We start from the raw sequence: 23016 nt of genomic DNA on the forward strand, positions 1-23016 counted from the left end.
AAGGAACTCCGGGGACCATGACCAACGCAGCCGATCCCGCCGTCGTGGTCGTCACGGCCCGGCCCGACCCCGGCGGGCTGACGCGGCTGTTCGCGGCGGGCGTCCCGGTCCTCGCCGTGCCGGAAGCGCAGGCCGCCCTCGGCGCCCTCGCGCAGCGCGCGGCGGACCTCGTGCTGATCGAGGCCGGCCCCGGCCTCGACGCGACCGCGCTGATCCGCTCCTTGCGCCTGCGGCCCCACCTCGCCCACACCTCGATCCTGCTGATCGCCGACGGCGACCCGGCGGAGACCCGCCGCCGGGCGCTCGAGGCCGGTGCCACCGACGTGGTGCTGCCGCCCCTCGACGCCTCGGACCTGTCCCTGCGCGGCCGCAACCTGATCGCGCTGTCCCGCGCGCAGGACGCGGTGGAGAGCCAGGCCCGGACGCTCGCCCGCGAGGTGGAGCGCGCCGCGGCCGAGAGCCAGGAGCGCGAGCGCGAGATCATCCGCCGCCTGATGCTGGCCGCCGAGTTCCGCGACGACCAGGCCGGCGACCACCTGACGCGCGTCGCCGGCTGCGTGCTCGCCATCGCGGACGGGCTCGGCCTGTCGGAGGAGGAGGGGAACGACATCGCACTCGCCTCCACCATGCACGACATCGGCAAGATCGGCGTCGCCGACTCGATCCTGCACAAGCCCGGGCCGCTGACCGAGCCCGAGCGCTGCGAGATGATGCAGCACGCGCTGCGCGGCTACCGCATGCTGCACGACAGCCCGTCGCGCCTGCTGCGCCTCGCCGCCGAGATCGCGCTCACCCACCACGAGCGCTGGGACGGCGCCGGCTACCCGCAAGGCCTCAAGGGCGCCGAGATCCCGCTGCCCGGCCGCATCACCGCCGTCGCCGACGTGTTCGACGCCCTGATCTCGGCCCGGGTCTACAAGCCCGGCTGGCCGTTGGAGCGGGCGCGGCGGTTCCTCGAGGAGCAGTCGGGGGCGCATTTCGACCCGGATTGCGTCGCCGCCTTCCTGTCGCGGTGGGAGGACGTGGTGGCGCTGGTGGAGGAGCGGCCGGCGGATCGGGCGGCGTGAGGCGAGGGGCGCTCACCGCCCCATCGTGCCGGGCTCGCCCTCGAACGGTCCAACGAATCTCCTCGCGATCCAGCCGCCGTAGAAGCCGCCCAGCTGCGGCGCGACCCGCTCCTCGCCGACGAAGCCGCCGTCCATCGGCCCGGCATGGAACGCGACGTGACCGGCGAGCGCCGCGAAGGCTGCGGTCGGCGCCGGGCAAGCCCGGGCCGCCCGCTCCGCCCAGCCCCGCGTTCCGATCACGTCCAATGCCGCCGCACCGTCGAACGGATCCGTTCGAGGGCGCTGGCTAAGCCCGAACGGACGTCGGCGCTGATGCGCCGGACGCCTTGGTATCCCGGCCGCCTTGGTATCGACGTGTCGATGCCAAGGCGCGAGGGTATAAGTCGGCGGCCCGCCCCTTCCATTCGCAGACCGAATCGCTGCCGGCCGCAAACCAGCGCTCCCGGCACGATGTCCGCGGGATGCAGGCAGTAGGTCGGCGAGCGGGACGTCTCCAGCACGCGCCAGCCCCGCACCGCGTCGGCGATGATGATCCCGCCAAGCACGACGCGCAGCCGTTCCGGCACCGGTTCTAGGCGGGGTGGACGGGGATGGTCCCAGACGCTTTCCTGGCCGGTGCCGGCTGGATCGGGATCGGAGCGGCCTCGCTGCATCTTGGACCCTCGTCGCGTGGTGCATCGCATGCCGGCACGCGACGGGGTTCACTGCTCCCGAAACCGCTTGGGAGCGCCTTCGAGCTCGGCCAGATCAAGTTCCAAGGTCGTTCCATCTTGTTCTATCATGGCCCCTACGGTGAACGCTCCATAAGACCAAGTTTTCAGCTCGGCTTTTCCATCTTTTGGCGATATTTTTCTGATAGGATTCTTGAAACTGTCATGAAGATAAAAGACCACTTTGCCAGTCAGCTTCTTCTCCGTTTCCGATGTGAGCAGCAGATTGGTTTGGTACCAATCTTGCTCGATTTCTCTGACCTTTGCAGTCAGCGCCCATCCATTGCGGCGCGGCAGCAAGCCCCACTGACCCTTCTGGGGATCACGCGGATTTATCTTCGTCTTGGGTATTTCGGTTTCAGTCGACACGCGCTGTACCCTGGAAGGCGTGCCATCCCCGCCGGGCGGACCCTGAAACGGCGGGCGCGGCATCAGCCGAAAGCCCTGCAGGGCGACCAAGCGACGGGACAATCCATCGAGATCGGGAAATATGGATGCGTGATGAAATCCCAAAGTATCGAGCTTTCGACGAAAATCCATCTTAGTTGCTTTATCGATGATGATTTGCGTGATGCCTGGAGGACGATATGTGGCCTCTGGATCGGGATGAATGGTGAACAGTCCACGTTGCGAAACGAGTCGGGGTGTCACGTATCCTGGATAAAAGAACGCGACCTCCTTCACCGCAAATGGATCGGCGCCGAGATCACGAGCCTCGAGGGGTCTTGGTGCGATGTAAATTCCGGCATCTTCATCATCATTGCCCCAAATTGCAAAAAATAGTGAGACATACGGGGACTCTGACCAGTCCAATAGTCTCGTGGGTATCCCATAATGTTGCGCCAAAGCCAGCCACTCCCACATATCGACGGGCCGGCTCGACAGCATTGGGATCGACTCGCGTCTGAACTGCGCAAAGATCTCTTGCTCCTGGGGCAAGAAGCTGGTGCCACCGCGGGCACGACCGATTGTTGGCACGAGACCGTAGCGCGCCGACGTTACGCCCCGAAATAACCAGGTGCCATCAAGATGTATTTCGATCTCCTTCTGCAAATCAGACCAATTTTCGACTCGGACTCTCGGCCAAATTGGAATGGCATCCTCAGCTTTTATTGACATAGATTGCTCCTTATTATCTTGCGTGACGCGACGAAGATGCAGACGGGGCAATAATGCGTATCGACAACGCTGCGACATGGGCCGTTCTGGTGGAGGCCGAATCGGCTCTGCTGCCGACATCGATAATCTGATTCGAGCGATCATCGCCGATGGGTGCAGCGATTTCTAGTAAATTAATGCGGAATAGCCGTACCGCTTGTTTGACGAGGTTGGGGCGAGCAACTCGCGTTGACCAGGCGTTGGATGAGACCGGGCGCAGGCCTGACATGCCGCCGTCCATGGATCTTTGACCGAAGCCCCGTAACGCCACTGCGCTTCAAGCTGGTCGAAGGCCTCAGGCGCCCTCGCATTCGAGTTGATTCATCAAGCTCAAAGCAGGCTTCAGGATGAAGCTGAGGATTTGGTTTGTGCTATTTACAATATTGCGGATGATTCTGGGAAATTTATAATTCATAATTTATAGTTGAGTTTTTATCTGTAATTTTAATTCATTATATAATCATACATTTTTATGATTACGGCAACGCACTCAATTCACAGATAAAACGTCAGCACGCACTCTGACTGTATACCAACCATTATGCCAGATGGTCTGCGAGACTATGCCTGAGAGTAGAGGCGGCAACCCTCTCGCACTGGTAAAGGCCGACGGTCGTTCACGCCATAGCCCTTTCAAGTCCGCAATCATGAGGCCGGGGCGCTGGCGCCCCGGCCCCGCATCACCCCTCAGGCGTCAGTCACCCCCGCCGCATCCTGCGCCTTCAGCACGTCCGGGCGCGGCATCGAGATGATGTTGTAGCCCGAATCGACGAAGTGGACCTCGCCGGTGACGCTGCCCGACAGCGGCGACAGCAGGTAGAGGGCCGAGCCGCCGATATCGTCGAGGTTGGCGGTGCGGCGAAGCGGGGCGTGGGCGGCCTGGTGGTTGTACATCAGGCGGGCATCGGCGATGCCGGCGCCGGCGAGCGTGCGGACCGGGCCGGCCGAGAGGGCGTTGACCCGGATCCCTTGCGGGCCGAGATCGGCCGCGAGGTAGCGCACCGAGGCCTCGAGCGCCGCTTTCGCGAGGCCCATGACGTTGTAGTTCGGCATGACGCGGGTCGCGCCGCCATAGGTGAGCGTCAGCAGGGCGCCGCCGGGGCGCATCCGCCTGGCCGCCCGCTGCGCCACCTCGGTGAACGAGAAGCACGAGATCACCATCGTGCGGGAAAAGTTCTCCCGGGTGGTGACGTCGACGTAGCGGCCCTTGAGCTGCGACTTGTCGGAGAAGCCGATGGCGTGGACGACGAAGTCCAGCCCCTCGGGCCAGGCCTCGTCGAGGGCCGCGAAGGTCGCGTCGACGGTGCCCAGGTCCTCGACGTCGCAGGGGAAGACCAGCGAGGAGCCGAGGGTCCCGGCCAGCGGCCCGACCCGGCGGCCCAGCGCCTCGCCCTGGTAGGTGAAGGCCAGTTCGGCGCCCTGGCCTGCCAGGGCCCGGGCGATGCCCCAGGCGATGGAGTGGTCGTTCGCGACGCCCATCACGAGCCCGCGCTTGCCTGCCATCAAACCCGTCACGCCCGATCCTCCGCTGTCATGGATGGACCGGGCGTTTACGCGGCGGGCGGGCTCCTGTCCACGCCGCGGCGGGGGTATCAGGCGTCGACGTGCTTGAGCACCAGCGTGGCGTTGGTGCCGCCGAAGCCGAACGAGTTGCTGAGCACGTGGCCGAGCGTCGCGTCGTCCTTGCGGGCGCGCAGGATCGGCATGTCGGCGAAGGCCGGGTCGAGCTCGTCGATGTGGGCGCTCTCGCAGATGAAGCCGTTGTTCATCATCAGCAGCGAGTAGATCGCCTCCTGCACGCCGGTGGCGCCGAGCGAGTGGCCGGTCAGCGACTTGGTGGCGGCGATCGGCGGGCAGGACTCGCCGGTCCCGAACACCTCGCGGATCGCCTCGATCTCCTTGTCGTCGCCGACGGGGGTCGAGGTCGCGTGGGGATTGATGTAGTCGATCTTCGCGCCCTTCAGGCCCTCGATCGCCTGGCGCATGCAGCGCACCGCGCCCTCGCCGGACGGCGCCACCATGTCGTGGCCGTCCGAGGTGGCACCGTAGCCCGCGACCTCGCCGTAGATGCGCGCGCCGCGGGCGCGGGCATGCTCCAGCTCCTCCAGCACCAGCACGCCGGCGCCGCCCGCGATGACGAAGCCGTCCCGCGCCTTGTCGTAGGCGCGCGAGGCCCGCGAGGGGGTGTCGTTGTACTTCGAGGACATCGCCCCCATGGCGTCGAACAGGACCGACAGGGTCCAGTCCAGCTCCTCGCAGCCGCCGGCGAAGATGATGTCCTGGCGCCCGCCCTGGATGATCTCGGCGGCGTTGCCGATGCAGTGGTTCGAGGTCGCGCAGGCCGACGAGATCGAGTAGTTCACGCCCCGGATCTTGAACCAGGTCGCCAGCGTCGCCGACGCCGTCGAGGACATCGCCTTCGGCACCGCGAAGGGTCCGACGCGCTTCGGCCCCTTGGCGCGGGCGATGTCGGCCGCCTCGACGAGCGCCCGGGTCGAGGGACCGCCCGAGCCCATGATGATGCCGGTGCGCTCGTGAGAGACCTCGGCCTGCTCGAGGCCGGCATCGCGGATCGCCTGCTCCATCGCGACGTGGTTCCAGGCGGTGCCGCCGCCGTGGAAGCGCATCGCGCGCCGGTCCACGACCTCCTCCGCGTCGAGGGTGGGCGCGCCCTGGACCTGGCTGCGGAAGCCGTGGGCCGCGAAGTCCTCGGCGCGCGAGATGCCGGACCGCGCCTCGCGCAGGGACGCCAGCACCTCCTGGGTGGAATTGCCGATGGACGAGACGATGCCCATCCCGGTGATCGCCACACGCCTCATGATCGTCGGAACCCTCCGGAGCGGCGCCGTGGGAACGTGCGCCCGCGGGCGTTCTCGCCACGCGGGTGTCACCTAGGCGCTCGATGCCGCAATCTCAACCGCCCACCGGGGGAAAGGGTCCCGGCGGGCCTTCGCCCGCACCCGGCGGGCCTCAGAGCCCGCACAGGGCGGGACCGGTGCCGGGGCTTCAGCCGCCCGCGGGGGCCGCAGCCTGGAACAGGCCGACGCGCAGGTCCTTGGCCTCGTAGACGCGCTCGCCGTCGGCCTCGAGCCAGCCGTCGGCGATGCCCAGCACCAGGCGGCCCTGGCGCACCCGCTTCAGGTCGACGCCGTAGACCACTTTCTTGACGCTCGGCAGCACCTGGCCGGCGAGCTTCACCTCGCCGACGCCGAGCGCCCGGCCGCGGCCCGCGGAGCCGAGCCAGCCGAGGTGGAAGCCCACCATCTGCCACAGGGCGTCGAGGCCGAGGCAGCCCGGCATCACGGGGTCGCCCTGGAAGTGGCAGGGGAAGAACCAGAGATCGGGCCGCACGTCGAGCTCGGCCACGACGTGGCCCTTGCCGTAGGCGCCGCCGTCGCGGCCGATCGAGGTGATGCGGTCGAACATCAGCATCGGCGGCAGCGGCAGCTGGGCGTTGCCGACGCCGAACATCTCGCCGCGGCCGCAGGCCAGCAGGTCCTCGTAGGAGAAGTGCGAGGGCCGGCTCGGGGCGTCGGGGGCGGAGGTCTGGTCGGCGGACATGTGCGGGGCGAATTCCTCGTGTGCGATGCCGCCGACGTACCGCAGGGTACCGGAAGCGGCGGGGTGGCGCCTCGTTAACACAGGCCCCGGGACTGTTCAAAGCCGACCGAAGGCCCTAGTCTGTAACGCTTCTGATCTGCGCCTCGACGGCCGCGGTCGGGTTGCGGGGCGGGGGCGGGACGCCTATAACGGCGCTTATCATTGTCGCCGTCTAACGAGTCGATAGTTCCGCTGATGAACGATCTGTCGCCCCTGCGCGCCGTGCTCGGCGCCCGCGTCCCGGCCCTCGAGACCGGCGCCGCCGGTCAGCGGCGCGGCTGCCCGCTCTCGGAGCTGCGCGACCGTCTGCGCCGCGCCGGCCTGCGGCCGACCCGGCAGCGCCTGTCCCTCGGCTGGCTGCTGTTCGGCAAGGGCGACCGTCACCTCACCGCCGAGATGCTGTACGACGAGGCGATGCGGGCGAAGGTCCCGGTCTCGCTCGCGACCGTCTACAACACGCTGCACCAGTTCACCGAGGCCGGCCTGCTGCGCCAGCTCGCGCTCGACGGCTCCAAGGCCTATTTCGACACCAACCCGAGCGAGCACCACCACTTCTTCCTGGAGGAGGAGGGACAGGTGCTCGACATGCCGGATTGCGGCATCACCGTCGATTCGCTGCCCCAGGCCCCCGAGGGCATGGAGATCGCCGGCGTCGAGGTGATCGTGCGCCTGCGCCGCCGGACCGGCCGGGCCTGACACCGAGCCGTTCCCAAGTCTTCTCGCACGCTTTCGAGAAGGCCCGCGCTCCTGCCCGGAGCGCGGGCCTTCTCGTTTCGCGTGGACCGGAGACAGGGCGGTGCGACCCGCCCGGCTCCCGCGTCACTCCACCTTCTCGTCCGGGTAGACGCCCCAGAGCCGGTCCTGGCGCATGTAGCCGTCGACGTCGCCGCGCTTCTGCGGCAGCGCCACGATGAGGCGGCACCAGGTCTTGTCGCAGGTCTTCACGCTGGCGATCACCCCGGCCTGGAGCTGGGCCACGACGCCGCTGCCTGCATCGGCCCGGTCGTAAAGCGGCACCGGCGCGCCCTTGTCGGCACCGCGGTTGAGCACCACGGCGGTGCGCCGGCCCGACAGCAGGGAGTGCAGCACCCAGCCCTCGGTGCCCTCGGAATCGCGAATGCGGCGCCAGGTCTCGTACTCGGCGATGATCTCGACCGGCAGGCCGGCGCGCTGGAACACCCACAGGGTGCGGTGGTCCTTGGACGGCCCCTCGCGCAGGTTCACCCGGTCGGTCTTCAGGCTGACGTAGCGCGGCAGCGGCAGCTTCGTCGCCGGACCGATCGTGACGCCGATCTCGCCGGGGGCGGGATTGGCGGCCGGGGCGGGCGGCGCGGCGGCCGCCGGCCCGGCGAGGACCAGGGTGGCCGAGAGCAGGGCGGCCGAGAGCAGGGCGGGCAGGAGCGTGGCCGAACGGAGAGTGGCGGGGATCTGGCGCGGGTGGAGCATCACGATCGGTCTCCCATCCGGTGGCGCGCGGGCCGCGGCGCGGATTGTCTTCCGGTCGGCCTCTGCTAGAGAAGCCGCCGGACGTCGGGCCCCGGCCGGATCGAGGGGTGCGTAACCGCCCCTATCGCCGACGCATGGTTAACGGGGCGTAACGACGCCTGTGGCCTGCACGAAGGCGGGGCTTTTCGTCGGGTCGCCGCGTCGCCTATCGTGCGGCGCTAAGCGTCGCGTCGCGTGTCGCGCGGGCCGGCCGGAATCGGGGCCGTCCGCGGGCGAGGGAGGGGTCATGTCGTTGAAGCGCAAGCCGCTCGTGGTGGTCACCCGGCGCCTGCCGGACGTCGTGGAGACGCGGATGCGCGAATTGTTCGACGCGCGCCTCAACCACGAGGATACGCCCCTGACGGGCGGCGCCCTGGCGCAGGCCCTGCAGGAGGCCGACGTGCTGGTGCCGACGGTCACGGACGAGATCGACGCCTCGCTCCTCGCCCAGGCCGGGCCGAACCTGCGCCTGATCGCCAATTTCGGCAACGGCGTCGACCACATCGACGTCGGGGTGGCGCTCCAGCGCGGCATCACGGTCACCAACACGCCGGGCGTGCTGACCGAGGACACTGCCGACATGACCATGGCGCTGATCCTCTCGGTGGCGCGCCGGGTCACCGAGGGCGCCCGGATCATCCCGGACGACGCCTGGACCGGCGGCTGGTCGCCGACCTGGATGCTCGGCCGCCGCATCACCGGCAAGCGCCTCGGCATCGTCGGCATGGGCCGCATCGGCCAGGCGCTGGCGCGGCGCGCCAAGGCCTTCGGCCTCTCGATCCACTACCACAACCGCCGCCGCGTCGGCGCCCGGATCGAGAGCGACCTCGAGGCGACCTACTGGGAGTCCCTCGACCAGATGCTGGCGCGGGTCGACATCGTGTCGGTCAACTGCCCGCACACCCCGGCCACCTACCACCTGCTCTCGGCCCGGCGCCTGAAGCTGCTCAAGCCCGAGGCGGTGGTGGTCAACACCGCCCGCGGCGAGGTGATCGACGAGACCGCGCTCGCCCGCCTGATCGAGGTCGGCGACATCGCGGGCGCCGGCCTCGACGTGTTCGAGCAGGAGCCGGCGGTGAGCCCGCGCCTCGTCAAGCTGGCCAAGGCCGGCAAGGTCGTGCTGCTGCCCCACATGGGCTCGGCCACCCACGAGAGCCGCGTCGACATGGGCGAGAAGGTCATCATCAACATCAAGACCTTCCTCGACGGCCACCGGCCGCCGGACCGGATCCTGCCCAGCATGCTGTGAGGCGGGCGCGCCCGGCCGCGAGGCCGGGCGCCTCCGCGCGTCTCAGCCCTGAAGCGTCGCCTTCAGGCTGATCTTGGCGTTGAGCACCTTCGAGACCGGGCAGTTTTTCTCGGCGACCCCGGCGAGCTCGTCGAACTTCGCCTGGTCGATGCCCGGGATCCTGGCCGTCAGGGTCAGGGCCGAGGCCGTGATGGTGAAGCCGTCGCCGTCCTTCTCCAGGCTCACCACGGCCTCCGTGCGCAGCTCGTCGGCGGTGAAGCCGGCGCCCTGGAGCTGGAAGGCCAGCGCCATGGTGAAGCAGCCGGCATGGGCCGCTGCGATCAGCTCCTCGGGGTTGGTGCCCGGCTCGTTCTCGAAGCGGGTGTTGAAGCCGTAGGGGTTGCTCGACAGCACGCCCGACTGGGTCGTCAGCTGGCCCTTGCCGTCCTTGCCGCTGCCCTGCCAAACGGCGTTCGCCTTGCGGTTCATGCTCGTCTCCCGTGATTTGGAGGCCGACCCGGCCCCGAACGCGGCGGCGCCGTCCCGGCGCCCGCTCCGGGCCACAGGTAGGTCACGGTCCGAGAAGATCATCCTCGGTCTCGGCATCGATCACCCGTCGGGCGAGGGTGAACGAGAACCCGGCCCGCGCCATCACGGCGAGGTCGCGCTCGCGGGCGGCGGCCCGGGCGGCGGGCTGCCGGTACGGCCCGAGGCGGCGGCGCCTGGCATAGGCGCGGGCGGCCTCGTCCTCGCCCCCCTCTTCCTCCCCGGCGAGCGCGGCGCCCACGGTGTCGCGGTCGACGCCCTTGGCGGCGAGCTTTGCGCCGATCGCCCGCGCCGAGCCGCCGCGGCGGCGCAAGGAGCGCACCTTGGCGGATGCGAAGGCGGCGTCGTCGACGAGGCCGGCGCCGAGCGCCCGGGCGACCGTCGCCTCGACCATTTCCGAGAAATCGTCCGGCGCCTCGCCGCGCAGGCGGCAGCGGGTCTCGACCCGGCGCTTCAGCACCCGGCGCAGCATCTCCGCCGAGGCGCCGTAGCGCTCCAGGTAGTACAGGGCCGCCCGCTCGAGATAGGCCGGGGTGATCGGCCGCGCCGCCCTCAAACCGCCATCGCGGCCGGGTTGATCGGCGACGTCCCGGATCGCCTCCGTCCCGGCGGGGGCGTCCGCCCCGGGCCCGTGCGAGGGGTGATGCCGGCGTTTCTGCACAAGCGTGAATCCTTCTTCCTCCTGGTGGCCCTCGCCCTCGGGGCGGTGGCCGGCGCGGTGCTCTACCTGTCGCGGCCGACGACCTTGCGGGTCGCGGTGGGCCCGCGCGACCGGGTCGAATCCCACCTGATCCAGGCCTATGCCGACGCGCTCGCCCGCGCCCGCGAGGATATACGCCTGAAGGTCGTGCACTACGACGACGTGCGCGACAGCGCCGCGGCCCTCCAGAGCGGCCGGGCCGACCTCGCGGTGGTGCGGCCCGACGTGCGCCTGCCCGAGAACGGGTTGACCCTCGCGGTGCTGCACGACGAGGCCCTGGTGGTGGCCGCTCCCCCGGATTCCGGCATCCAGGCCTTCCCGGACCTCGCCGGCAAGCGGCTCGGCCTCGTCGCCCATCACGGCGCCGACCAGCCGCTCGTCGCGAGCCTCCTCGCCTACTACGCCCTGACGCCGGCGCCCGCAGGCAGCGCGCCGGCCGCGGCCGATCCCGGCGGCGCGGGGCCGGCCGCCGCCGGCAGCGTCGCCCTGGTGCCGCTCAGGGCCGCCGAGGTCGCGGCGGCGCTCGCCGAGCACCGGATCGACGCCGCCGCGGTGATCGCCGCGCCCTCGACGAAGGCCGCCGCCCAGGTGGTGCAGGCGGTGGAGGCCGCCACGCCCGGCCGCGGCGCGACGATCGTGGCGATTCCCGACGGCGAGGCGATCGTGCAGCGCCTGCCGGAACTGCAGGCCGTAACCATCGCGGCCGGCACCTTCGGGGGGCGGCCGAAGCGGCCGGACGAGGACGTCAAGACCGTCGGCGCCTCCTACCGGCTGATGGCCCGCGCCTCGTTGAGCCGCGACACCGCCGCGAGCGTGACCCAGCACCTGTTCGAGCTGCGCTCGCGCCTCGCCGCGATGGTGCCGACCGCCAACCTGATGAAGGCGCCCGACTTCGACAGCGCCGCAGAGGCGACGAGCGCCCGCCTGCCGATCCATCCGGGCGCCGTCGACTATTACGAGCGCGAGCAGCAGACCTTCCTCCAGCGCTACGAGGACTGGGTCTACCTGGTGGCGTTCTTCGGCGGCGGCCTCGGCTCGGCGGTGGCCTGGCTCGGCCAGCGCCTCGCCCGCGAGCAGCGCGCCCGCGTCGACGCCGTCCTCGATCGCCTGCTGGCGATCCTGATGGAGGCGCGGGCGACGCAGGACCCGGCCGCCCTCGAGGCCCTGGCGGTCGAGATCGACGGCCTCGTCATCGACGTGGTGCGCCACGCGCGCGCCCATTCCACCGACATCCGCACGATGAGCGCCCTGATCCTGGCGGTCGACGCCGCACGCGCCGCGGTGGCCGATTGCCGGCGCGACGGGACGCCGATGCGGGAGCGGACGGGGCGGGTCCTGTCGCTGCATCCGGCGGGCGGGGTTTGACGCCCAAGGGTTCGTAAGGTCGGTCATCATCGCGAGGGCGCGTTGGGCGAGGGTGCCTCGGGCGAGAGCACCCCGGCCGGATGCTTGAGGAAGGCCGAAATCGGCCGGTCTCCGATCTCGATCTCGTTCGCCGGTACCCTGACGGACGCGTCGGCCCGTCGGGGGCGTCCACGATCGGCTGGCGGCGGCCGGCGGGCGGTCGCCTGACCGGCGAGCTTCCAGCATCCGCTGCACCCGGACATTGCGGACGGGACGCGCGCGTCCCGCGCCTCGCGGCATGATTCCGGGCTTGCGCTTCACATAAGTGTCTGCTTATCTATTGCCATGGTCGAGGACGACATCTTCCGGGCCCTGGCGGACCCCACCCGACGCGCGATCTTCGAGAAGCTCGCGCACGGGCGCATGAACGCCAGCGCACTCCGCCAGGGCATGGCGATCAGCCAGCCGGCGATGTCCCAGCACCTCGCCGTGCTGCGGGGCGCCGGGCTCGTGCGCGAGGAGCGGCAGGGTCGGTTCGTGAACTACGACGTCGATCCGGAAGGGGTGGCGCTCATCGCGCAGTGGCTGGCGAAGTACCGCGCCTACTGGCCCGCCCGCATCGACGCGCTCAAGGCCGTGCTGAAGGAGATGGACCAGTGAGCGACGCGGCGTGCGACGAGCCCGGCCCCGGAATCGATCAGACCTACGAGCTAGGCGAGCCGCCCGAGAAGGTCTGGCGCGCGGTCAGCATCCCGGCGCTTCGGGAGCACTGGCTGCCCGGGGCGGCGCTGGCCGCGCCCGAACCGGTCGCCGTCACGCCCGGGGAAGAGGTCAGCTACCGGATGCGCGAGGCCGCCCCGCCGCATCTCGAGAGCACGGTGACGTTCCGCATCGCCCCGAACGGCACGGGCGGCACCTGCCTGCGCGTCGTTCATGAACTGACGGATGCCCGGTTCGCGCACCCGACGAAAGCCGCCGCGAACGGCAACGCACCCTTGCTGCGCGCCGCCTGACGCGGCTCGTCTCAACGCTCAATCCCCGAAAGATCGGAGGTCGCCGATGCGCGACACGATGCAACTCGTCCCCATGGTCGTCGAGCAGTCCAGCCGCGGGGAGCGGTCCTTCGACATCTATTCCCGCCTCCTGCGCGAGCGCATCGTCTTCCTCAACGGAGAGGTGAACGACGCGGTCTCGACGCTGGTCTGCGCCCAGCTCCTGTTCCTGGAGGCGGAGAACCCGACGAGGCCGATCCACCTCTACATCAACTCGCCGGGCGGCGTCGTCACGAGCGGCTTTGCCATGTACGACACCATGCGCCACATCCGCGCGCCGGTGCACACGCTGTGCATGGGGATGGCCTACTCGATGGGCTCGTTCCTGCTGATGGCCGGCGAGCCCGGGGAGCGGGCCGTGCTGCCCAACGCCAGCATCCTCGTCCACCAGCCGCTCGGGGGATACAAGGGACAGGCATCCGACATCCTCATCCACGCCCAGGAGACGCTGCGAACCAAGCAGCGCATGACGCGGCTCTACGCCGAGCATTGCGGGCGGTCCTACGAGGAGTTCGAGCGCGCCATGGACCGCGACCGCTTCATGACGGCGGAGGAGGCGCTCGACTGGGGCCTCGTCGACCGCATCCTTCCCCCGGCGCGGACGGGCGGCCTCGCGTAGGCGGCATGACCTAACAGGGCCGAGCCTGCGGCGGCCGCATTGCCGCGGAAAACCAGGCCCGGACAGCGCGTCGGCGCGCGTGCCCGATCACGTCGAGGATCGTCACGATGCCCGTCTCCGTGAGCGGCGTGCGGCTCTTCGTGGATGTCGCGAACTTCGGCCTCGTGCCGGACGGCGACGCCATGCGCGAGAAGCCGACGCTCCTCATGCCGCACGGTGGACCGGGCCGGGACCACGCCGGCGTCACGGAGGCGCTCCCGGTCTTTGACTTCGCAGCACGGTCTCTCGACGAACCGGGCTCCACTTCGTCGAAGACTGCTCCGGTCCCGCGCGCAGGCCTCAGGTGATGAGGTGGTCCCGCCGCCGCAGGGCCGGAAACAGCCGGCCCCACAGGGCCGCCACCGCCAGCGTCGCCACGCCGCCGACCACCACCGCCGGCACCGCCCCGATGAAGGCCGCGAGCGCGCCGGATTCGAACTCGCCGAGCTCGTTCGAGGCGCCGATGAACACGGTGTTGACCGCCGCGACCCGGCCGCGCATCGCGTCCGGCGTCTCGCCCTGGACGAGGCTCTGGCGCACGTAGACGCTGACCATGTCGGCCGCGCCGGTGACGAACAGGCAGGCCATGGAGAGGGGCAGCGAGGTCGAGAGGCCGAAGCCCACCGTGGCGAGGCCGAACACCCCGACGGCGATCAGGAGGCGCGGCCCGACCCGGCGGGTGAGGGGACGCTGAGCGAGGACGATCGCGGTCGCGACCGAGCCGAGCGCCGGCATGCTGCGCAGGAGCCCGAGGCCGAGGGGACCGACGAACAGCACCTCCTGGGCGAAGATCGGCAGCAGGGCGGTGGCGCCGCCGAGCAGCACCGCCACGAGGTCGAGGGTGATGGCGCCGAGCACCACCGGCTGCGAGCGGATGTAGGTGAGGCCGGCGAGCAGGGTGGACCAGGTCACGGCCGGCCGGGTGGTGCTCGCGGCGGGCCGCGGCCGGATGCCGATGACGCTCGCCGCGGCGAGGCCGAAACAGGCCGCCGCGAGGCCGAACACCACCGCGGGCCCGAGGGCGTAGAGCAGGCCGCCCAGCGCCGGGCCGGTGACGGACGCGCTCTGCCAGAGCGAGGAGTTGAGGGCGATGGCGCTGCCGAACTGCTCGCGCGGCACCAGCGTCGGCAGCAGCGCCTGGCTCGCCGGGTTGGCGAAGGCGCGGGCGGTGCCGACGATCACCATGAGGGCGTAGACCGGCCAGACCGGCGCCGCTCCGTGGGCGGCGAGCGCCATCAGGGCGAGGCCGGACATCGCCAGCAGCCCGTAGGCGATCGCCGCGACCCGTCGCCGGTCGTAGGTGTCGGCGACGTGGCCGGTGATCAGCGCCCCGAGCATCGCCGGCGCGAAGCTCGCGAGCCCGACGAAGCCGAGCGCCAGCGCGCTGCGGGTGAGATCGTAGACGAACCACCCCACAGCCACCGCCTGCATCTGGTAGGCGAGGCCGGTGAGGAAGCGGGCGCCGCCGAAGAGCCGGAAGTCGCGATTGCGGAAGAGCGTCCAGCCGGACGGGGCGGGGGAGAGCATGGTCGTTCCGTGCCCGCCGGACCTGAGCGGCGGGAAGCTGGGGGAGGGGCCGCCCCGGGGCCGGGGTCAGGCGAGGAGCTTGCGGGTCAGGACCGCGAGGCCGAAGGCGAGGGCCGAGACCGCGACCGAAATGGCGATGAAGAGCGTGCGCCGCGGCTGCTGGGACGATTCCGCCCGGACCGGCTCGACGATCATGCTGAAGAACTCGATCTGCCGGTCGGCGATCATCCGCGAGCGCTCCCGCGCGGCGATCGTCGCGGCGTAGTACTTCTCGGCGGTCTTGCGCTCGGCGTCCAGCTCCTCGAACTTGGTGAGCGTGGCCGAGAGCACCCGGCGCTGCGCCGGGTCCTGGTTGGCGGCCTCGCGCTCGATGCGGGCGATGGTGTCGTCGAGCTGCGCGATCTGCGCCTTGATATCCTGGACGCCGCGGCTGTCGTCGCGCAGGTCGCGCTGGAGCAGGCTGAGCTTGACCGCCAGGTTGATCCGCTGGGTGCGGATCTCCGCGATCACCTTCAGGTTGGCTTCGTTGGTCTTCTGGGCGTCGAGCACCCCGTCGCGGTTGCGCAGGTCGCGCACCGCGAGGTGCAGCTTGGTCAGCCGCTCCTCGGCGCGCTTCATCTCGCGCTCGCTCTCCGCCAGGGCGTCGTTGCGGGCCCGTTCCGTGAGCTGGTTGACCAGCCGCTCGCTCTCGCCGAGCACCGCCCGGGTCAGCTTGAGCGAATCGTCGGGATCGAAGGCGTTGACCGTGACCTCGATCAGGCCGGACGACTCGACGCCGACCTTGACCCGCTCGCTCCAGTAGCGGGCGAGCTTCTCGACCGGCTTCTCCGGATCGAAGCGGGAATAGCGGTCGATGTCGTCGCGCGAGAACATCTGCCGCAGCGGCAGGGTGCGCTCGAGCACCTCGACCATCGTCCGGCTCTTGATGTACTCGCCGACGATCATCGAATCCTGGGCGATCATCTGGGCTGGGACGCTCGAGGTGGTGCCGACCGCGTCGGGCGTCGCCTTCTCGGCTCCGCCGATCGCCGGCCGCAGGGCGAAGCGCGCCTCGGTCACGTAGCGGTCCGACAGGTAGAAGCCGAAGAACGCGGTGCTGCCCACGGACGGGAGCACGAACAGGAACAGGCATAGGAGCGGGGTGACGATGTCCCGGCGCCGCTGCGCCCGGATCGTCCGGATCGTGCTCTTGTTCGGGTTCGAGAAGCGCGACACCCGCGCCGCCTGCCGCAGGGCCTCGCCGATCAACCGGGAACGGTCGGCGGGGCTGAGCGCCTTGCCTTCCGGATTGCGGGCGTCGATCGTCATGGCGGAGAGTTCCGGCTGAGGGCGGAGCCGGGGCGCGGGGCGCGCCGTCCGGCAGGGAACACGGGGAGATCGGGAGCGGATGGGAAAGGGGACGGCGCCGCGCTCACTGGTTGAGGCGCTGGTAGACCTCGATCGCGTCGTTGACGTCCGGATAGATCACGGCGCGGCCGTTCGCCAGCACGATCCCCTGCTGGGCGTAGTCCCGGATCGTGTCCATCGAGTGCGAGCACATGATGATGTCGGCATTCGCCCGCCGCTGGCCCCACACCTCCTCGCAGCGCTTGGCAAAGCGCGCGTCGCCGACGCCGGTGATCTCGTCGACGATGTAGCAATCGAAGGGGATCGCCATGCTCATGCCGAAGGCGAGGCGGGCGCCCATGCCCGAGGAGTAGTTGCGGATCGGCACGTTGATGTAGTCGCCGAGCTCGGCGAAATCCTCCACGAAGGCCAGCACCCGGCGCGGATCCTCGCCGTGGATGCGCGCGACGAAGATCACGTTCTCTCGGCCCGTCATCAACGGGTGGAAGCCGCCCGCGAAGCCGAGCGGCCAGGAGATGCGGGTGGTGCGGATCACGCGGCCCTTGGTGGGCAGCTCGCAGCCGGCCAGCAACCGCAAGGTGGTCGACTTGCCGGCGCCGTTGATGCCCAGGATGCCGTAGCTCACCCCGGGCTTCAGGGTCAGCGACGCCTGATCGAGGATGGTGCGACGGTATCCGTCCGTCTTGTAGATCTTGGTGACGTTGTCGAGGCGGATCATCGGCGGGAAGGCACGCTCGAAAGGGCTGCGGCCGCCGTCCGGGCGGGCGACGGGCGGGCCGGGTGGCCTGTCCGATCATGCGCCGAGCCGGCATCCGCACGGTTAACGAGGCCGGCCGCAACGGCCGGCGGGCTCGGACCTAGGCGGAAAAAGCGGCGAATCTGAGAAGGAGCGCCTCGGCCGGGCCTACCGGCACCGTCCTCAGGCGCAACGCTGCCTTCTGCTCGGCCGAGCGGCAGTGCCGGGATGATCGCCTGCCGTTCCCCTCCGGGGCGTCCCGGGGGCCCGGCGGGGCGAAAGCCGGAACGACCGGGAGGGCGTCGCCTCCGTCGCGAGGGCGGCAACGGTCTCTTAACCATTCCATGCCCACCGTCCCGGGCACGAAAAAGCCGGGGCGAACCCCGGCTCTGCGTCATGCCGAACGGGCGAGCGTTGCCGCTCAGCCCAGGTTCAGCCGATCGACCTTGGTCCCCGAGCTGCGCAGCGATTCCGGGATGGCCGAGAAGTCGGAGTAGCCCGCCTCGCGCGCCATCGCGTCGAGGGCCTGCTGCTCGTTCTCGGCGCCGCCGGTCCAGAGAATGGCCCCGGTCGCAGCTTGTCTCACCTGGAAGATGGCCATGAAACACGTCCTCCCACTGAAGCCTTAATCCGGACATCTAACGTGCGCCGGTCGGTGGAGGTTGCGACGGATCGGACGTTGCGGGAAGGCGTCCCTTGGGTGTAGAGAATGAACGTTCATTCTCAAGCCGAGCGCCGCGTGCCGTCCCAATCCAGCCCCGCCCGCCTCGATTCGACCGAGGAGCGCCGCACCCGCATCCTCGATGCGGCGGAGGCCTGCTTCGTCCGTGACGGCTTCCACCGTGCCACGATGCACGACGTGGCGGCGGAGGCCGGCATGAGCCCGGGCAACCTCTACCGCTACTTCCCGTCGAAGGACGCGATCGTGGCCGGCCTCGCCGAGCGCGACCGCGCCGCCGTGGCCGAGGATTTTTCCGGCATCGAGGCGCATCCGGACATGATGCAGGCCTTCGCGGTCCTGGCGCGGCGCCACCTCGCCGAGGCGCCGGCCGAGAAGGCCGTGCTCTGCCTCGAGATGTGGGCCGAGGCGACCCGCAACCCCGCCATGGCGGCGATCTGCCGGGATTTCGAGCGCGAGATCGCGGCGCGGCTGTCCAGCCTCTACCGCCGGGCTCAAGAGCGGGCCGAGGCGCCGGCGCCCGGCGCCGACCCGGAGGCGCTCGCCCGCCTCGCCATGGTGATGGCCGACGGCATCATGGTCCGCCGCGCGCTCTCGCCAGATTTCACCCCCGGCCCGATCATCGACGCCATGCTGACCCTGATCGGCGCGGCGCTCGACGGCCGCTTCGACCCGACGGGGACGGCCTCGGCCGAATCCTCGCTTGCCAACCCGGAACCCGCCCGATGACCCGCCCCCGTCGCCTCGCCGGTTTCCTGGCCGCCCTCGCCCTCGCCGCCGGCCCGGCTCGCGCCGCCGAGACCCTGCCCTCGGCCGGTCCCGTGGTCGCGACCGCCCCGGCGCCCGCCGTCACCGTCGCGGTCGCCGCCGAGCGCGAGATCGTCGAGCGCGCCGTCGTCACCGGCAGCCTGGTGCCGCGGGACGAGATCCTGGTCTCGCCGGAGATCGAGGGAAGCCGCATCACCGAATTGCTGGTGGAGGAGGGCGACCGGGTCGCCAAGGGCGCGGTGCTGGCCCGGCTCTCGCGCGAGATGATCGACACCCAGCTCGCCCAGAACGCCGCCGCCATCGCCCGCGCCGAGGGCGCGGTCGCGCAGGCCCGCAGCACCATCGTGCAGGCCGAGGCCGCGCAGGTCGAGGCCTCGCTGTCGCTGGAGCGCGCGCAGTCGCTGGCCAAGACCGGCAACGCCACCGCGGCGGTGCTGGAGCAGCGAGAATCGGCGGCCAAGGGCGCGGACGGCAAGCTGTCGGCCGCCCGCAACGGGCTCGCCATCGCGCAGGCCGACCTCGCCCAGGCCCGGGCGCAGCGGGCCGAGCTCGACCTGAAGCTCGCCCGCACCGAGATCCGGGCGCCGGAGGGCGGCATCGTCAGCCGCCGCACCGCCCGGGTCGGCGCGACGGCGACCGCCGCCGCCGAGCCGCTGTTCCGGCTGATCGCCCGCGGCGAGATCGAGCTCGAGGGCGAGGTGCCGGAGACCGGCCTCGCGCGGCTGCGCCCCGGCGCTCCCGCGAACCTCGACCTCGACACGCCGGACGGGCCGGTCTCGGTCTCGGGCCGCGTGCGCGTCGTCTATCCGGAGATCGACCGGGCGACGCGGCTCGGCAAGGTCCGCATCAGGCTCGAGGCCGATCCGCGCCTGCGCATCGGCGCCTTCGCCCGCGGCGCGGTCGAGGCGGCGCGCCGCACCGGCGTGGCCGTGCCGCTGGCTTCCGTGGTCTACGGTCCGTCGGGCCCGACCGTGCTGGTGGTCTCCGGCGAGCGGGTCGAGGCCCGCACGATCCGCACCGGCCTCTCGGCCGGCGGCTTCATCGAGGCCCGCGACGGGGTCAAGGCCGGGGAGGCCGTGGTGGCGCGGGCCGGCAGCTTCCTGCGCGACGGCGACCGGGTCCGCCCGATCTACCCGGCGATGCCCGCCACCGCCGAGGCCGGGCGTCCTTGACGCCCCCTTCTTGATTCTCGGGCGTCCTTGACGCCCCCCTTCCCGATTCCCAGGCGTCCCTGACGCCCTCGCCCTTCGCTCTCCTCTCCTGACCGGGTCCGCTCGATGCGCCTGAACGTCTCCGCCTGGGCGATCCGCAAGCCGATCCCCTCGATCGTGCTCTTCCTGGTGCTCGGGCTGCTCGGGATCGTGAGCTTCCGCAGCCTGCCGATCACCCGATTCCCCAACATCGACATCCCGATCGTCTCGGTGACGGTGACGCAGGCCGGCGCCGCGCCAAGCGAGCTCCAGACCCAGGTCACCAAGTGGGTCGAGGACGCGGTGGCGGGGGTGAAGGGCGTCAAGCACATCATCTCGTCGATCACCGAGGGGACCTCGACGACGACGATCGAGTTCCGCCTCGAGGTGAACACCGACCGCGCCGTCAACGACGTCAAGGACGCGATCGCCAAGGTCCGGATGAACCTGCCCCGGACGATCGACGAGCCGATCATCGCCCGGGTCGAGATCGCCGGCCTGCCGATCATGGTCTACGGCGCCTCCGCGCCCGCGATGACGCCCGAGGACCTGTCGTGGTTCGTCGACGACGTGGTGGCGCGCCAGATCCAGGGCCTGCGCGGCGTCGGCGGCGTCGAGCGCCTCGGCGGCGTCGCCCGCGAGGTCCGGGTGACCCTGAAGCCCGACCGGCTGCTCGCACTCGGCATCACCGCGGCGGACGTGAACCGGCAATTGCGCCTGACCTCCGCCGACATGGCCGGCGGCCGGGCCGAGATCGGCGGCCAGGAACAGTCGATCCGCACGCTCGCCGCCTCCTCGACCCTCGACACCCTCGCGGCGACCTCGATCGCGCTGCCGGGCGGGCGCAAGGTTCGGCTCGACGACCTCGCCACCCTGAGCGACGGCGCCGAGGAGCCCCGCACCTTCGCCCGCCTCAACGGCCAGCCCGTCGTCGCCTTCGCGATCTCGCGGGCGAACGGCGCCAGCGACGCCTCGGTGAGCGAGGTGGTGGTCAAGAAGATCGAGGAGTTGGGGAAGGACTATCCGGGCGTCCACTTCGACCGGATCGATTCCTCGGTCACCAACACCATCGGCAACTACGAATCCGCCATGCACAGCCTGGTGGAGGGCGCAGCGCTGGCGGTGCTGGTGGTGTTCCTGTTCCTGCGCGACTGGCGCGCGACGCTGATCGCCGCGGTGGCGCTGCCGCTCTCGGTCTTCCCGACCTTCTGGGCGATGAGCGCGATGGGCTTCTCGCTCAACGCGGTGAGCCTGCTCGCCATCACCCTCGTCACCGGCATCCTGGTCGACGACGCGATCGTCGAGATCGAGAACATCGTCCGCCACATGCGGCTCGGCAAGTCGCCCTACCGCGCGGCGATCGAGGGCGCCGACGAGATCGGGCTCGCCGTCATCGCCATCACCGCGACGCTGATCGCGATCTTCGCGCCCGTGTCGTTCATGGGCGGCATCGCCGGCCAGTACTTCAAGCAGTTCGGCCTCACCATCGCGGCGGCCGTCTTCATGTCGCTGCTCGTCGCCCGCCTCATCACCCCGATGATGGCCGCCTACTTCCTGCGCGACCACGGCCACCACGAGGAGCGCGACGGCCCGGTGATGCGGCTCTACAACCGCGTCGTGCTGTGGTCGGTGCGGCACAAATACGTGACGCTGGTCGTCGGCCTCGCCCTCTTCGCCGCCTCGATCATGTCCACCGGCCTCCTGCCCGCCGGCTTCCTGCCGAAGGAGGACGCCGCCCGCACCCTGATGGTGGTCGAACTGCCCCCGGGGGCGCGGCTCGACGACACGATCGCGGTCACCGACCGGATCGCCCAGCGCCTGCGCACCCTGCCGGAGGTGCGCTCGGTCTTCGTCGACGGCGGCCGCCAGCTGCCGGGCAAGAAGGAAGTGCGGCTCGCCACCTTCACCGTCAACCTGACGCCGAAGAACGCCCGCGCCCGCAAGCAGGCCGACGTGGAGGCGGCGATCATGGACCTGATGCGCGACGAGGCCGACGTGCGGTACTGGTCCCTGCGCGAGGGCGGCCAGCGCGACTTCACGCTCATCGTCGCCGGCAGCGATACCGCCCAGGTGACCGAGGTGGCGGACAGGATGCAGCGCGAGGTCGCGGCCCTGCCGAACCTCGTCAACGTGATGTCGACCGCGCCCCTCGACCGGACCGAGGTCCGGATCCGGCCGAAGGCCGGGGTCGCCGCCGATCTCGGCGTCTCGACCGACACCATCGCCGAGACGGTGCGGGTCGGGACGATCGGCGACATCGGCCAGAACCTCGCCAAGTTCAACGCCACCGACCGGCAGATCCCGATCCGGGTGCAGCTGCCGATGAGCTTGCGCGGCGACCTCCCGGCGCTCGAGAGCCTGAAGGTGCCGGCGAAGAACGGGGCGTCCGTGCCGCTCTCGGCGGTGGCCGATATCAGCCTCGGCCGCGGGCCGACCGCGATCGACCGCTACGACCGCGCCGTGCGGGTGGCGCTGGAGGCCAACATGCAGGGCTCGGACGCGCTCGGCGAGCAGATCAAGCTCGCGATGAACGTGCCGACGGCCCGCAACCTGCCGCCCGGCGTCAGCTTGCGCCAGACCGGCGACGCCGAGGTGATGGGCGAGGTGTTCGAGGGCTTCGCGCTGGCGATGGGCGCCGGCCTGATGATGGTGCTCGGCGTCCTGATCCTGCTCTTCGCCTCGTTCTTCCAGCCGCTGACCATCCTGTTCTCGCTGCCGCTCTCGATCGGCGGCGCGATCCTCGGCCTCCTGATCTTCAACCGGCCGATCTCGATGCCGGTGGTGATCGGCATCCTGATGCTGATGGGCGTGGTGACCAAGAACGCGATCATGCTGGTCGATTTCGCCGTCGAGGAGATGGCCCGCGGCGTCGACCGCGTCACCGCCATCACCCAGGCCGGCGCCAAGCGTGCCCGCCCGATCGTGATGACGACGATCGCCATGGCGGCCGGCATGGTGCCGAGCGCGATGGCCTTCGGCATCGGGGGCGAGTTCCGCTCGCCCATGGCGATCGCGGTCATCTCGGGCCTGATCGTCTCGACGCTTCTGTCGCTGCTGTTCGTGCCGGCGATCTTCCTCCTGATGGACGACCTGTCGCGCCTGATGGGCCGGCTGTTCGGGCGCTTCGTCGGCGCGGTGGACGAGCCGCCGGGGCACGAGGGGACGCATCGGCCGGCGGCGGCGGAGTAGGGGCCGCCCCGCGCCGCCCCCACGGGTGGGAA

General features: G+C 70.5%; 24 protein-coding genes. 11 read left to right on the top strand and 13 right to left on the bottom strand.

The window, feature by feature from the left end; all coding sequences use genetic code 11:
* Positions 1–17: 17 nt before the first annotated feature.
* Complete coding sequence (locus tag DK419_RS12800; RefSeq protein ID WP_109959412.1) at positions 18–1067, top strand: HD-GYP domain-containing protein; 1050 nt, start codon at positions 18–20, stop codon at positions 1065–1067.
* Positions 1068–1079: 12 nt separating this feature from the next.
* On the opposite strand, the gene DK419_RS29450 is transcribed toward DK419_RS12800, so the two are convergent.
* From DK419_RS29450 to fabA, 6 genes are all read right to left on the bottom strand, one after another.
* Positions 1080–1307 carry a hypothetical protein gene (locus tag DK419_RS29450; RefSeq protein ID WP_245442938.1) on the bottom strand — a complete coding sequence of 76 codons (228 nt, stop codon included), beginning with the start codon at positions 1305–1307 and terminating at the stop codon, positions 1080–1082.
* Positions 1304–1720 (bottom strand): DUF427 domain-containing protein, encoded by a 417-nt coding sequence (locus DK419_RS12805; RefSeq protein WP_245442939.1) that lies wholly within the window; start codon positions 1718–1720, stop codon positions 1304–1306. The genes DK419_RS29450 and DK419_RS12805 overlap by 4 nt, the downstream gene beginning before the upstream one ends.
* Before the next feature lie 48 nt (positions 1721–1768).
* Positions 1769–2830, bottom strand: coding sequence for an FRG domain-containing protein (locus DK419_RS12810; protein WP_245442940.1), 1062 nt, complete (start codon positions 2828–2830; stop codon positions 1769–1771).
* A 792-nt stretch (positions 2831–3622) separates the two neighbouring features.
* Positions 3623–4450 (bottom strand): enoyl-ACP reductase FabI, encoded by an 828-nt coding sequence (gene fabI / locus DK419_RS12815; protein ID WP_109959414.1) that lies wholly within the window; start codon positions 4448–4450, stop codon positions 3623–3625.
* Between the two features lie 77 nt (positions 4451–4527).
* Positions 4528–5754 (bottom strand): beta-ketoacyl-ACP synthase I, encoded by a 1227-nt coding sequence (gene fabB / locus DK419_RS12820; RefSeq protein WP_109959415.1) that lies wholly within the window; start codon positions 5752–5754, stop codon positions 4528–4530.
* Positions 5755–5941: 187 nt separating this feature from the next.
* On the bottom strand, positions 5942–6496 hold the full coding sequence (fabA, locus tag DK419_RS12825) for a 3-hydroxyacyl-[acyl-carrier-protein] dehydratase FabA (protein WP_109959416.1): 555 nt from the start codon (positions 6494–6496) through the stop codon (positions 5942–5944).
* Between the two features lie 234 nt (positions 6497–6730).
* Here fabA and irrA point away from each other — a divergent pair, with 234 nt between their 5' ends.
* The gene (gene irrA, locus DK419_RS12830) at positions 6731–7231 is read left to right on the top strand and encodes an iron response transcriptional regulator IrrA (RefSeq protein WP_048430708.1); all 501 of its coding nucleotides are present in this window, start codon (positions 6731–6733) and stop codon (positions 7229–7231) included.
* A 123-nt stretch (positions 7232–7354) separates the two neighbouring features.
* On the opposite strand, the gene DK419_RS12835 is transcribed toward irrA, so the two are convergent.
* Complete coding sequence (locus tag DK419_RS12835) at positions 7355–7981, bottom strand: SH3 domain-containing protein (RefSeq protein ID WP_109959417.1); 627 nt, start codon at positions 7979–7981, stop codon at positions 7355–7357.
* Between the two features lie 286 nt (positions 7982–8267).
* Here DK419_RS12835 and DK419_RS12840 point away from each other — a divergent pair, with 286 nt between their 5' ends.
* Positions 8268–9269 (top strand): 2-hydroxyacid dehydrogenase, encoded by a 1002-nt coding sequence (locus DK419_RS12840; RefSeq protein ID WP_109959418.1) that lies wholly within the window; start codon positions 8268–8270, stop codon positions 9267–9269.
* Positions 9270–9311: 42 nt separating this feature from the next.
* Here DK419_RS12840 and DK419_RS12845 read toward each other — a convergent pair whose 3' ends face one another.
* Both DK419_RS12845 and DK419_RS12850 read right to left on the bottom strand, forming a co-directional pair.
* Positions 9312–9737, bottom strand: coding sequence for an OsmC family protein (locus DK419_RS12845; protein WP_109959419.1), 426 nt, complete (start codon positions 9735–9737; stop codon positions 9312–9314).
* A gap of 82 nt (positions 9738–9819) precedes the next feature.
* Positions 9820–10389 carry a regulatory protein RecX gene (locus tag DK419_RS12850; RefSeq protein ID WP_425352669.1) on the bottom strand — a complete coding sequence of 190 codons (570 nt, stop codon included), beginning with the start codon at positions 10387–10389 and terminating at the stop codon, positions 9820–9822.
* Between the two features lie 48 nt (positions 10390–10437).
* Here DK419_RS12850 and DK419_RS12855 point away from each other — a divergent pair, with 48 nt between their 5' ends.
* From DK419_RS12855 to DK419_RS12875, 5 genes are all read left to right on the top strand, one after another.
* Positions 10438–11859, top strand: coding sequence for a TAXI family TRAP transporter solute-binding subunit (locus tag DK419_RS12855; RefSeq protein WP_109959420.1), 1422 nt, complete (start codon positions 10438–10440; stop codon positions 11857–11859).
* 324 nt (positions 11860–12183) lie between these two features.
* A complete protein-coding gene (locus tag DK419_RS12860) occupies positions 12184–12498 on the top strand; it encodes an ArsR/SmtB family transcription factor (RefSeq protein ID WP_109959421.1) in 315 nt (104 codons plus the stop codon).
* Entirely contained in the window at positions 12495–12851 is a 357-nt protein-coding gene (locus DK419_RS12865; RefSeq protein ID WP_109959422.1) for an SRPBCC family protein, read from the top strand. The genes DK419_RS12860 and DK419_RS12865 overlap by 4 nt, the downstream gene beginning before the upstream one ends.
* A 46-nt stretch (positions 12852–12897) precedes the next feature.
* Complete coding sequence (locus DK419_RS12870) at positions 12898–13509, top strand: ATP-dependent Clp protease proteolytic subunit (RefSeq protein WP_109959423.1); 612 nt, start codon at positions 12898–12900, stop codon at positions 13507–13509.
* A gap of 107 nt (positions 13510–13616) precedes the next feature.
* The gene (locus tag DK419_RS12875) at positions 13617–13856 is read left to right on the top strand and encodes a hypothetical protein (RefSeq protein WP_109959424.1); all 240 of its coding nucleotides are present in this window, start codon (positions 13617–13619) and stop codon (positions 13854–13856) included.
* Here the strand turns inward: DK419_RS12875 and DK419_RS12880 are convergent.
* From DK419_RS12880 to DK419_RS12895, 4 genes are all read right to left on the bottom strand, one after another.
* A complete protein-coding gene (locus DK419_RS12880; RefSeq protein WP_109959425.1) occupies positions 13849–15075 on the bottom strand; it encodes an MFS transporter in 1227 nt (408 codons plus the stop codon). The genes DK419_RS12875 and DK419_RS12880 overlap by 8 nt on opposite strands.
* A 66-nt stretch (positions 15076–15141) precedes the next feature.
* Positions 15142–16383 (bottom strand): KpsE/RkpR family capsule polysaccharide export protein, encoded by a 1242-nt coding sequence (locus DK419_RS12885; RefSeq protein WP_109959426.1) that lies wholly within the window; start codon positions 16381–16383, stop codon positions 15142–15144.
* A 103-nt stretch (positions 16384–16486) separates the two neighbouring features.
* On the bottom strand, positions 16487–17140 hold the full coding sequence (locus DK419_RS12890) for an ABC transporter ATP-binding protein (protein WP_109959427.1): 654 nt from the start codon (positions 17138–17140) through the stop codon (positions 16487–16489).
* Positions 17141–17579: 439 nt separating this feature from the next.
* Positions 17580–17759: a hypothetical protein gene (locus tag DK419_RS12895; RefSeq protein WP_109959428.1), complete on the bottom strand. Its 180-nt coding sequence runs from the start codon at positions 17757–17759 to the stop codon at positions 17580–17582.
* 138 nt (positions 17760–17897) lie between these two features.
* On the opposite strand from DK419_RS12895, the gene DK419_RS12900 reads away from it, so the two are divergent.
* From DK419_RS12900 to DK419_RS12910, 3 genes are all read left to right on the top strand, one after another.
* A complete protein-coding gene (locus tag DK419_RS12900; protein ID WP_245442941.1) occupies positions 17898–18566 on the top strand; it encodes a TetR/AcrR family transcriptional regulator in 669 nt (222 codons plus the stop codon).
* On the top strand, positions 18563–19777 hold the full coding sequence (locus DK419_RS12905; protein ID WP_109959430.1) for an efflux RND transporter periplasmic adaptor subunit: 1215 nt from the start codon (positions 18563–18565) through the stop codon (positions 19775–19777). Before DK419_RS12900 ends, DK419_RS12905 begins: the two co-directional genes overlap by 4 nt.
* A gap of 105 nt (positions 19778–19882) precedes the next feature.
* On the top strand, positions 19883–22984 hold the full coding sequence (locus tag DK419_RS12910) for an efflux RND transporter permease subunit (RefSeq protein WP_109959431.1): 3102 nt from the start codon (positions 19883–19885) through the stop codon (positions 22982–22984).
* Positions 22985–23016: the final 32 nt, after the last annotated feature.

The sequence above is a fragment of the Methylobacterium terrae genome (assembly GCF_003173755.1).
Taxonomy (GTDB): Bacteria; Pseudomonadota; Alphaproteobacteria; order Rhizobiales; family Beijerinckiaceae; genus Methylobacterium; species Methylobacterium terrae.